The organism is Saccharothrix longispora (assembly GCF_030852425.1).
In the GTDB taxonomy this organism is placed as follows: Bacteria; Actinomycetota; Actinomycetes; order Mycobacteriales; family Pseudonocardiaceae; genus Actinosynnema; species Actinosynnema longispora.
The window spans coordinates 474,460-485,594 of record NZ_NSDM01000002.1; the positions used below are offsets into that span (position 1 = coordinate 474,460).

At 73.9% G+C, this 11,135-nt stretch carries 10 protein-coding genes; 7 read left to right on the forward strand and 3 right to left on the reverse strand.

What is annotated here, in order from left to right; all coding sequences use genetic code 11:
* Window positions 1–20: 20 nt before the first annotated feature.
* Entirely contained in the window at window positions 21–1,289 is a 1,269-nt protein-coding gene (locus tag CKY47_RS07190; RefSeq protein ID WP_306744869.1) for an SGNH/GDSL hydrolase family protein, read from the reverse strand.
* A 225-nt stretch (window positions 1,290–1,514) separates the two neighbouring features.
* Window positions 1,515–2,156, reverse strand: coding sequence for an alpha/beta fold hydrolase (locus CKY47_RS07195; protein WP_306744870.1), 642 nt, complete (start codon window positions 2,154–2,156; stop codon window positions 1,515–1,517).
* A gap of 447 nt (window positions 2,157–2,603) precedes the next feature.
* On the opposite strand from CKY47_RS07195, the gene CKY47_RS07200 reads away from it, so the two are divergent.
* The 6 genes from CKY47_RS07200 (at window position 2,604) to CKY47_RS07225 (ending at window position 8,711) form a co-directional block, all read left to right on the forward strand.
* Window positions 2,604–3,440 carry an SAM-dependent methyltransferase gene (locus CKY47_RS07200; protein WP_306744871.1) on the forward strand — a complete coding sequence of 279 codons (837 nt, stop codon included), beginning with the start codon at window positions 2,604–2,606 and terminating at the stop codon, window positions 3,438–3,440.
* A 227-nt stretch (window positions 3,441–3,667) separates the two neighbouring features.
* Complete coding sequence (locus CKY47_RS07205) at window positions 3,668–5,176, forward strand: sugar ABC transporter ATP-binding protein (protein WP_306744872.1); 1,509 nt, start codon at window positions 3,668–3,670, stop codon at window positions 5,174–5,176.
* Window positions 5,173–6,204 (forward strand): ABC transporter permease, encoded by a 1,032-nt coding sequence (locus CKY47_RS07210; RefSeq protein ID WP_371320624.1) that lies wholly within the window; start codon window positions 5,173–5,175, stop codon window positions 6,202–6,204. Before CKY47_RS07205 ends, CKY47_RS07210 begins: the two co-directional genes overlap by 4 nt.
* Window positions 6,194–7,210, forward strand: a complete 1,017-nt coding sequence (locus CKY47_RS07215) for an ABC transporter permease (protein ID WP_306744873.1) — start codon at window positions 6,194–6,196, stop codon at window positions 7,208–7,210. Before CKY47_RS07210 ends, CKY47_RS07215 begins: the two co-directional genes overlap by 11 nt.
* Before the next feature lie 47 nt (window positions 7,211–7,257).
* Entirely contained in the window at window positions 7,258–8,337 is a 1,080-nt protein-coding gene (rhaS, locus tag CKY47_RS07220; RefSeq protein ID WP_306744874.1) for a rhamnose ABC transporter substrate-binding protein, read from the forward strand.
* Between the two features lie 17 nt (window positions 8,338–8,354).
* Complete coding sequence (locus CKY47_RS07225; RefSeq protein ID WP_306744875.1) at window positions 8,355–8,711, forward strand: L-rhamnose mutarotase; 357 nt, start codon at window positions 8,355–8,357, stop codon at window positions 8,709–8,711.
* Between the two features lie 22 nt (window positions 8,712–8,733).
* On the opposite strand, the gene CKY47_RS07230 is transcribed toward CKY47_RS07225, so the two are convergent.
* On the reverse strand, window positions 8,734–9,750 hold the full coding sequence (locus tag CKY47_RS07230) for a LacI family DNA-binding transcriptional regulator (protein WP_306745005.1): 1,017 nt from the start codon (window positions 9,748–9,750) through the stop codon (window positions 8,734–8,736).
* 205 nt (window positions 9,751–9,955) lie between these two features.
* Between CKY47_RS07230 and rhaI the strand changes: the two genes are divergently transcribed.
* On the forward strand, window positions 9,956–11,131 hold the full coding sequence (gene rhaI, locus CKY47_RS07235) for an L-rhamnose isomerase (protein WP_306744876.1): 1,176 nt from the start codon (window positions 9,956–9,958) through the stop codon (window positions 11,129–11,131).
* Window positions 11,132–11,135: the final 4 nt, after the last annotated feature.

Here is an 11,135-nt window from a genome sequence, read left to right on the forward strand (position 1 = left end):
CGCGACCGGGGACCCGCCGGTCAGCGCACGGTGACGGTGCCGTCGGCGGAGCGGACACAGGCGACCGACCGGGTGCCGGCGGTGGCCGCCCCGGTGAGGCAGCGGCCGAGCACCGCGTGGCCGGACGCGTTGGGGTGCCAGGACTCCTGGCAGGTCTGGAAGTGGTCGGCGCAGGTCTTGGCGATCCGCTGCACGGCGATCTTGTCGCGGCCCGCGAGACTGGTGACGAACACGCCGGTCGGCCCGTCCTGCAACCGGATCGGGGTGGCCAGGGCGTACCCGGGGCTGCCGGTCCGCTCGCACAGCCGGGCGCCGTCGAAGGCCCGCTGCACGTCGAGGTGGACCAGGTCGGCGCCGGGGAACTCGGCGGACAGCGCGGCGTGCGCGGACCGGACGACGGTGCTCAGGCCGGCGGAGAAGAAGTGCCCCGGCGCGAGGCTGGCCCGGTGCACGGGGCACCCCGCCGCGTACCGCTCGGCCCCGAGGTCGCGGAACTTGTCGCGGGTGTCGCTGCGGCCGTCCTCCTCGTGGTACTCGGCCGCGAGGTCGAGCGGCAGCGGGTTGGTGTAGTCCTGGAGCACGACCCGGTGCCGCCCGTCGGCGTCCACCTGGGCGAGGGCGGTCAGCACCTGGCGCAGCGCCGCGGTGGTCTCGGCCGCCGCCGCCGCGATCTCGGCGTCGGTGGCCAGGTCGGACACCGCGCACGGCTCCTGCGGCACGTCGCCGGCCCAGAACTCCCACCAGCCGGTCCAGGCGTCGGCGATGAAGCGGTTGGCGCACAGGGAGGCCACGTCGCCGAAGGTGAACGAGCTGTTGTTCGAGCCGAGCCCCACCAGCACGAGGTCGATGTCGTGGGTGCCCGCGACCGCGCGGAGCTGGTCGAGCTGGGAGGCGACGGACCGGCCCTTCGGCCGGTTGCCGGAGGCGGTGGCGATGTCGTGCGGCTGGCCGCCGGAACACGCGAGGTTGAACCTGGCCTGGATGCCGGGCAGGTCGGCGCGGTGCAGCGAGGCGTTGGCCGACCGGTGGCAGAAGAAGGCGTTGTCGTTCGGCGCCGACCAGCCGGGGAAGCCCTGCGCCACACCGTTGGCGTCGGTCACCGGGACGTAGTTCCCGGCGCCCTCGCCGCTGACGAAGCTGTCGCCCAGCGCGACGGCGGCGGTCGGCAGGGCGGCGGGTGCGGGGGCGGCGGGTGCGGGGGCGGCGGTGGCACCCGTGGTGCCCGACCAGGCGAGCAGTGCGGCGGCGGTCAGCGCCGCCACCTTCGTGGACCGGCGGAGCAGGGACACCACGGCCTCCTCATTGACACCGCGCTGACGTGAAAAGAATTCAAGTCGCATGGCAGCACAGGCCGGTGCGGGCGTCAAGGAGTGCCGGGCCCCCGTCCGCCCGTTCCCGCCGGGCGGATGTCGGGACCTTCGGCAACCCGTTCCGCGGCACGGGCGAAGGGGGCGGTGGCGCGAGCCCCGGGCCGGGCCACCGCGGTCGTCGTGGGCGGACCGCCCGCCGCCGCGCTACGACAGGTAGCCCGCCAGCCGCTCGGCCAGTTCGACCGGGTGGCTGGTCGGGACGCAGTGCGCGCCGTCGATCTCGTCCGGCTCCACCCCGAGCCGCTCGCGCGCCACGCGGCGCTGGAACTCCGGCGGGAAGAACCGGTCGTCGCGGCACAGCAGCACGCGCGTCGGCACGTCCGGCAGCGCGTCGAGCGGCCACGGTTCGGCGTACTCGGCGCTGACCTGGGGGCGGCCGTACGACAGGGCGCGGGCCGCGACGTCGGCGGGGACGCCGGTGAAGAACGTCTCGGCGTCGTCGAGGCCCTCGGGCCCCTCGAACCCGGTGTTGTCCCACCAGTCGCCGGGCTTCTCCCCCGGCGCCGGGATCATCCCGGCGAGGAACACCAGCAGCCGCACCGGCAGCCGCGCGCACACCAGGGGCGCGGTGAAGCCGCCGTAGGAGTGGCCGACGACGACCAGGTCCCGGCGGTCGCCGACGGCGTCGAGCACGGTCCGGGTGAACTCGGCGAACCCGGCCGACGGGTCGTCGATCGGCAGGTCGGGCGCGACCACGTCGTGCCCGAGCCGGCGCAGTTCCGGTTCGAGGAGCTCGAAGTCCCGGTGGCCGCCGCCACCGCCGTGGACCAACACGAAGGTGCTCATGCGGCACAGCGTGCCAAAGGGGTCCGACAGCGGCCGTCGTCCGGGACCGGGAGCCCCCGCTCCCGGCGGCCCGCCGTGCGGCGGGGAACGGGTGGTCCGGTGACGCCGCCGCGATGACCACGCACTGCCGACGCCCCCGTCGCGCGCCGACCCGCACCGCGGCACCCGCACCGCTCCGGCACGGGGACCGCAGGTCATGCCGCCGACCAGGCGACACCGGACCACCCTTCCCACTCCCCGCCCGTCCCCGGCCAGTCGGGAACGGGCACCCCGCACGGCACGAGACCAGCCAGGCGTACCCCAGGTACCGCGTGAAGATCACCGCTAAGCGCGATGGCCGCCGGATCACCCCATCGTGTCCACCAGTACGGCGGTAACACGGGTCGGGGTCGGCCCCTACGCTCGGGCGCGACCGCTCGGCCGACCTCCCGGAAGGAGGCGGGCACCGTGTCCACCCCGCCCGTCGGACCACGAGGCGACGCGGAGCTCACCGTGCCCTCCGCCGCCCGTGCCTACGACTACTTCCTCGGCGGCGCGCACAACTTCGCCGTCGACCGCGCGTTCGCCGAGCAGGTGCTCCGGATCGCGCCCTCGGTGCCCGCCGTCACCCGGCTCAACCGGTCGTTCCTGCGCCGCGTGGTCGGCTTCTGCCTCGACCAGGGCATCCGCCAGTTCCTCGACCTCGGCTCGGGCATCCCGACCGTCGGCAACGTGCACGAGATCGCCCGGCAGGCAGACGGGCGGTCCCGCGTCGTCTACGTCGACTACGAGCCGGTGGCCTACAGCCACGCCCGGCGGCTGCTGGCCGACGACCCGTCCACGACGATCGTCCAGGCCGACATCCGCGCCCCCGAGGCGATCCTCGACCACCCGGAGACCCGACGGCTGCTCGACTTCTCCGCGCCGGTCGCGCTCCTGATGGTCGGCGTGCTGCTGTTCATCTCCGACGACGACCGCCCCGGCGAGCTGGTCGCGACCTACCGGGAGCGGTTGGCGCCCGGCAGCCTCCTCGCCATCTCGCACATCGCCGACGAGCACGCCCCGCCGGCGCTGCGGGCCGAGGTGGCGCGCCTGGTCGACGCCTACGCGGCGGCCGACGAACTGGTCTTCGTCCGCACGCACGCGGAGGTCCTGGAGTGGTTCGGCGACGACGCGAGCCTGGTCGAACCCGGTCTGGTGTTCCTGCCGGACTGGCGGCCCGACACGCCGGCGGAGCACGACAGCCCCGCCCGGGCGCTCGGCTACGGCGGGGTCGCCCGGGTCGGCCGCGCGACCCCGGCGTAGCGCGAACCCGCCGGCACCCCGGGTCCCGCGGACGACAGCGGCGGACGACCAGGCGTTGAAACGTACCAGCAATTCTCCGAAGTGGAGTGATACCTCCGACTACGGTGCCGCAACGACGAACGCCGCATCCCGGGGAAGTTGCCGAAGAACCGTTGACGGTCGCACGAACTGCACCTAACCTCCGGCTTCATCACTGCGTTGAAACATTTCAGTGACGGAGGCTCCGAATGGACCCGGAACACGCGGTTCCCCTGCTGGAGGTTCGTGACGTCACCAAGTCGTTCGGCGCCGTCGCGGCGGTCCGCGGCGTGTCGTTCGCGCTGTTCGGCGGTGAGGTGCACGCGCTCGTCGGGGAGAACGGGGCCGGCAAGTCGACGATCGTGAAGGTGCTCGCGGGCGTGCACGAGCCGGACTCCGGCGAACTCCTGATCGGCGGGCGCGAGGTGCGGCCGGCCGGGCCGGCCGCCGCCCGGGACGCGGGCATCGCGGTCATCCACCAGGAGCCGACGTTGTTCCCCGACCTGTCGGTGGCCGAGAACATCTTCATGGGCCGCCAGCCGCTGCGCCGGTTCGGCCGGATCGACCGGGCGGCGATGCGGGCGGAGTCGATGCGGCTGTTCGAGCGGCTCGGCGTGCGGCTGGACCCGGATCGGCCCGCGCGCGGCCTGTCGATCGCGGACCAGCAGCTGGTGGAGGTGGCCAAGGCGCTGTCGCTGGACGCGCGGGTGCTGGTGATGGACGAGCCGACCGCCGCGCTGTCCGGGGTCGAGGTGGAGCGGCTGTTCGCCGTCGTCCGCGCGCTGTGCGCGCGGGGCGCGGCGGTGCTGTTCATCTCCCACCGGTTCGACGAGGTGTTCGAGCTGTGCCGACGGGTCACCGTCCTGCGGGACGGGGCCCGGGTGTCCACCGACCCGATCGCGGAGGTGACCCCGGACCTGGTGGTGCGGCGCATGGTCGGCCGCGACGTCTCGACGCTGTTCCCCGAGGAGGACGTCGAGCCCGGTGACGTCGTGCTGGAGGTCGACGGGCTGACCCGGCACGGCGTGTTCTCCGACGTCACGTTCTCGGTGCGCGCGGGCGAGGTCGTCGCGCTGGCCGGGTTGGTGGGCGCCGGGCGCAGCGAGGTGGTGCGCGCGGTGTTCGGCGTCGACCGCTACGACGCGGGCGAGGCGCGGGTCTCCGGGACGACGCTGCCGGTCGGCTCCCCCGCCGCCGCGGTCGCGGCGGGCGTCGCACTGGTCCCCGAGGACCGCCGCCGGCAGGGCCTGGTCATGGGGATGTCGATCGAGCGCAACGCGACGTTGACGCGGCTGCGGTCGCTGGCGCGGCTGGGCCTGCTCGGCGGGCGGGCCGAGCGGCGGGCCGCCCGGGAGTGGACCGAGCGACTGCGGGTGAAGTACGGGCGGCTGTCGGACGCCGTCGGCACGCTGTCGGGCGGCAACCAGCAGAAGGTGGTGCTGGCCAAGTGGCTGGCGACCGACCCGAAGGTGCTGATCGTCGACGAGCCGACGCGGGGCGTAGACGTGGGCACGAAGGCCGAGGTGCACCGGTTGCTCTCGCGCCTGGCGGCCGAAGGCGTCGCGGTGCTCATGGTGTCGTCCGAGCTGCCCGAGGTGCTCGGCATGGCGGACCGGGTGCTGGTCCTGCACGAGGGGCGGGTCACCGCCGAGCTGTCCCGCGGGGAGGCGACCGAGGAGTCGGTCGTGTTCGCGGCCACCGGCCGGGGGGCGGCGTGAGCGCCGAGCGGGTGGCGGACGCGCCCCGCGACGGCGGCACGCGGTTCGCGCACCGGCTGTGGGCGGCCCGCGAGTTCGGCGTCGTCGTGGCGCTCGCGCTGCTGGTCCTGGTCACCGTGCTGGACAACCCGGCTTTCGCGTCGCCGCAGAGCCTGCGGGACCTGCTGCTGGGCGCGGCGATCCTGGTGGTGCTGGCCGTCGGGCAGACCGTGGTGGTCGTGTCCCGCAACATCGACCTGTCGGTCGGCGCGGTGCTGGGGCTGTCCGCGTTCGCCACCGGCACGCTGCTCGGCTCCGCGCCCGGCACGCCGACCGCGCTCGTGGTGCTGGTGGGCGTGGGGCTCGGCGCGCTGTGCGGCGCGGTCAACGGCGCGCTGGTGGCCGCCGCGCGGGTGCCCGCCCTGGTGATCACGCTGGGCACCCTCCACGTCTTCCGCGGCGTGGACCACCGGTGGGCCGGCGGACGGCAGGTCAACGCCTCCGACATGCCGCGCGACTTCCTGCGCCTGGGCACGTCGACCGTGCTCGGCGTGCCCGTCCTCGCGATCGTCGCGGTGGTCGTGGTGGTGGTCGTCGGGTACTGCCTGCGCTCCTACCGCGGTGGCCGGGAGCTGTACGCGATCGGCTCCGAACCGGCCGCCGCGCGGCTGGCGGGCATCCCGGTGGGGCGGCGGGTGTTCACCGCGTTCGTCGTCTGCGGCGCGCTGGCCGGGCTCGCGGGCGTGCTGTACGCGGCGCGCTTCGGCACCCTCGACGCCACCGCGGGCACCGGGATCGAGCTCCAGGTCGTCGCCGCGGCCGTGGTCGGCGGCGTGGCGATCTTCGGTGGCAGCGGGAGCGTGTACGGGGCCGCGCTCGGCGCGCTGCTGCTCACCACCATCGGCAGCTCGCTGGCGGTGCTGCGGATCGACCCGTTCTGGCAGCAGGCGGTCGTCGGCGCGCTGATCCTCGCCGCCATCGGCATCGACCGGCTGCTCGCGCTGCGCGCGGCGGACCGCTTGCGGGGGAGGTCGTCCCATGGCGCCTGAGACCGAAGGCCCCGGAACCGGGCGCCGGGACGTGCTGCGGTCCGTCGTGGCCCGCTGGGACGTGCTGCTGCTGGTGGTGCTCGCGGCGGTCGCGGTGGCCGCCGGGGTGCTGGTGGACGGCTTCGCCAGTGGCCGCAACTCCCAGTTCCTGCTGCTCGACGTGGTCGCCATCGCGCTGATCGCCCTGCCGCTGACGCTCATCGTGATCACCGGGGAGATCGACCTGTCGGTGGCCGCCACGCTCGGGCTGTGCAGCGCCGTGATGGGGCACCTGTGGGTGGCGGGCCTGTCGCTGGAGGTCGTCGTCGTGCTCACCGTGCTGCTGGGCGCGGTGCTCGGCGCGGTGAACGCCGTCTTCGTCACCGGGTTCGGGCTGCCCTCGCTGGCGGTGACCATCGGCACGCTGGCCGCCTACCGCGGTCTGGCGTTCGTGGTGCTCGGCGATCAGGCCGTGGCGGACTTCCCGGCCGGCTGGACCGGTGCGGCGAGCAGCACGGTCGCGGGCGGCGCCGTGCCGTGGGCGGTGGTGGCGACGCTGCTCTTGGCGGTCGTGTTCGGCGTCGTGCTGCACGCGACCCCGTTCGGCCGGTCCCTGTACGCGATGGGCGACAACGCCGAGGCTGCGACGTTCGCGGGTCTGCGGGTGGCCAGGGCGAAGTCCTGGCTGTTCGTCGTCTCCGGCGCGGTGTCCGGTCTCGCGGGCGTGTACTGGACGCTGCGGTTCGCCAGCGCCCGGGCGGACAACGCCGCCGGCCTGGAGCTGGCGGTGGTCGCCGCCGTCCTGCTCGGCGGTGTCTCGATCTTCGGCGGGCGCGGCACCCTGCTCGGGGTGCTGGCCGGGGTGCTGCTGCTCGGCGTCGTCCGCAACGCCCTCCAGCTCGCCGACGTCGCCGCCGACGCGCTCGACGTGGTCACCGGCGGCCTGCTCATCGCCTCGGTCGTGGTGCCCAACGCGGTCGGCCTCGGCCGAGCCCGGTGGCGGCGACGACGGCGGCGCACGGCCTGACCCGCTCTCGCACGACGACGAAGTCACCTGCCGAGAAAGGAAAGCCGATGTCACAGCCCAAACGCGCCCTGCGCCTCGGCGTGATCGCGACCGCGGCGGCGGCCGTGCTGGTCACCGCCGCGTGCGGCGGCACCACCCGGGGCTCCGGGGAGGACGCCCCCGCGCCCGGCCGGGCCACCGGCCAGGCCGACCCGGACGCGCCGCTGGTCGAGGGCCTCGACGTGGCGTTCCTGCCCAAGCAGGTGAACAACCCCTACTTCACCGTCTCCGACAACGGCGGCAAGAGCGCCGTCGAGGAGTTCAAGGGTTCCTACAAGGAGGTCGGCCCGTCCGAGGCGAGCGCCTCGTCGCAGGTCAGCTACATCAACACGCTGTCGCAGCAGGGCACCGACGTCATCGTGACCTCCGCCAACGACCCGAACGCGATCTGCGGCGCGCTCACCAGCGCGCGCCGGGCCGGCGCCAAGGTCGTCACGTTCGACTCGGACACCAAGCCCGAGTGCCGCGACGTGTTCGTCAACCAGGCGACCGGCGAGGGCATCGCGAAGACCCAGGTCGACCTGATCTCCGAGCAGATCGGCGGTGAGGGGAAGATCGCGATCCTGTCGGCGACGCCGAACGCCACCAACCAGAACGCCTGGATCGAGCTGATGCGCACCGAGCTGGCGAAGCCCGAGCACAGCGGGATCGAGCTGGTCACCGTCGCCTACGGCAACGACGAGGACCAGAAGTCGTTCCAGGAGACCCAGGGCCTCCTGCGGTCCTACCCGGACCTCGAGGGCATCGTCTCGCCCACCACGGTCGGCGTGGCCGCCGCGGCGCGCTACCTGTCCACCTCGGAGTACAAGGGCAAGGTCGCGCTGACCGGGCTCGGCACGCCGAACCAGATGCGCGAGTTCGTCAAGGACGGCACGGTGCGGTCCTTCGCCCTGTGGAAGCCGGCCGACCTGGGCTACCTGGCCGCCTACGCGGGCGCGGCGCTCGCGTCCGGGCGGATCACCGGCGCGGAGGGAGAGAAGTTCGAGGCGGGCAGGCTCGGCGAGTACACCGTCGGCGCCGACGGTGTCGTCGTGCTCGGGCCGCCCACGGTGTTCGACCAGGGCAACATCGACGAGTTCCGGTTCTGAGCGGGAAGGGGGCGATCGTGCACCGCGTGTGCTTCACCCTGCGGGTGGACCCGGCGAGGCTGGACGAGTACCGGGCGCGGCACGCCGACGTGTGGCCGGAGATGCTGGTGGCGCTGCGGGACGCGGGGTGGCGGTCCTACACGCTCCACCTGGCCGAGGACGGTCTGCTGGTGGGCGTGCTGGAGACCGACGACCTCGCGGCCGCGCAGGCGGCGATGGAGGCCACCGAGGTGAACCGGCGCTGGCAGGCCGGGATGGCCGAGTTCTTCCCGGACCTCGCGGACGGCCGCGCGGACCGCGGGCTGCGGGTGCTGGAGGAGGTGTTCGACCTGGACGCCCAATTGGCCCGGCACGGCGAGGCGACGACGTCCTGACGGCGGGCGGTGCCGGTCGCGGTCAGCCGATCGCGCCCGGCGGACGGGTGCGGGTCGACTCGCGCACGACCAGCTCCGGTTCGAACACGCGGCGCTGGTGGACGTGACCGCCGGGGTTGCGGGCCTCGTCCAGCAGCAGTTCCGCCGCCGTGCGCCCGAGGAGTTGGCGGGGCTGGGCCACCGAGGTCAGCGGGACCGCCGCGGCGGCGGCGAACTCGATGTCGTCGTAGCCGACGATGGCCAGGTCGTCGGGCACGCGCAGGCCGAGGCGCACGGCCTGCTGGAGCAGCCCCAGCGCGAGCATGTCGTTGGCGCAGAAGGCGGCCGTGGGGCGGCGGGCGGCGGGCAGGCCGGCCAGGCGCTGTCCCGCGCGCCTGCCCTCGGCGACGTCCAGCCGGTCCGTCTCCAGCACGGTGAGCGACTCGGCGTCGGCGCCGGCGCGGACGAGGGCCTGTCGGGCGCCCGAAATCCGGTCGGCGACCTGGCCGATGGTGCGGGGGCCGCCGACGAAGGCGATGCGGCGGTGGCCGGTGTCGAGCAGGTGCGAGACGGCGAGGTCGCCGCCGAGCACGTCGTCGACCGACACCGAGCACTGGTCCGGCCCCGCGCCCCGGTCGACGACCACGACGGGCGTGCCCCGGCCCGTCAGCGCGGCGATGCGCGGGTCGTCCTCCTGGACGGGGGTGATGAGGATGCCCTCGACCCGCTGCTGCTCCAGCAGGTCGAGGTAGTGGTGCTGGCGGGCGCGGTCCTCGCCCCCGTCGCACAGGAACAGCGCGAGCCCGGCCTCGTCGGCGACCCGCTGCGCGCCCGCGGCCACGTCGGTGAAGAACGGGTTGCGGGTGTCGAGGACGACGTAGGCGAGGGTGCGGCTGGTGCCGCCGCGCAGCTGCCTGGCCGACTCGTTGCGCACGAAGCCCAGTTCGGCGATCGCGTCCAGCACCCGCCGACGGGTCCGCTCGGACACCATCTCGGGGCGGTTGAGGACGTTCGACACGGTGCCCAGCGCGACCCCGGCGCGCGCGGCGACGTCCTTCATGCTCGGTGCCGACACCGCGTCCCTCCCTCTCCGGTCCGCACGGGTGCGGGCTGAAACGTCCAACCAACCGGTGGTCGCAGGAGCCTAGCAGCAGGAATGGAGGGCGCTCGGCAACACGGGGATCTTCGGACGACCCTGTTGTGAAACGTTCCAAAGGCGGCTACCGTCCGTGTGGCCGGTACCCCGCGGTCGAGAGGAACTACGCGTGACGTCCCCACAGGAGACCCCACCGGAGGCCCTGGCCGGCCTCGACGGTTTCACGATCGAGGTGCCCAGCTGGGCGTACGGGAACTCCGGCACCCGCTTCAAGGTGTTCACCACGCCGGGTACCCCGCGTGACCCGTTCGAGAAGATCGCCGACGCCGCGCGGGTGCACGCGCTGACCGGCCTCGCGCCGCGCGTGTCGCTGCACGTCCCGTGGGACCGGGTCGACGACTACGAGCGGCTGCGCGAGCACGCCGCCGACCTCGGCGTGCGGATCGGCGGGATCAACTCGAACCTGTTCCAGGACGACGACTACAGGCTCGGCTCCCTGACGCACACCGACGACCGCGTGCGCGCCAAGGCCGTGGCCCACCACCTCGACTGCATCGACGTCATGCGCGCGACCGGCTCGACCGACCTCAAGCTCTGGCTGCCCGACGGCACGAACTACGCCGGCCAGGACTCGTTGCGCGGCAGGCAGGACCGGCTGGCCGACTCGCTGCGGCGGATCTACGAGGCGCTGGACCCCGAGCACCGCCTGCTGGTCGAGTACAAGTTCTTCGAGCCCTACTTCTACTCGATGGACATCCCCGACTGGGGCACCGCGCTGCTGCACTGCCAGGCGTTGGGCGAGCGCGCGCAGGTCGTGCTGGACACCGGGCACCACGCGCCGGGCACGAACATCGAGTTCATCGTGATGCAGCTGCTGCGGGCCGGGCGGCTGGGCGCGTTCGACCTCAACTCCCGCTACTACGCCGACGACGACCTGATCGTCGGGTCGGCCGACCCGTTCCAGCTGTTCCGGATCATGGTCGAGATCGTCTCGCAGGACGCGCACCTCCCCGGGTCGGGCGTCAACTTCATGCTCGACCAGTGCCACAACATCGAGGACAAGGTGGCGGGTCAGATCCGCTCGGTCCTCAACGTCGAGCAGGCCCTGGCGAAGGCCCTGCTGGTCGACACCGCGGCGCTGGACGAGGCCCGGCTGGCGGGCGACGTGCTCGGCGCGCACGACGTGCTGATGGACGCCTTCCACACCGACGTGCGCGGCGCGCTCGCCGACCGCCGCGAGGCCAGGGGCCTGCCCCGCGACCCGATGGCCGCCTACCGCGCCTCCGGCTACGCCGCGGAGATCGCCGCCGAGCGCGTCGGCGGCACCCAGGCCGGCTGGTCCTGACCAC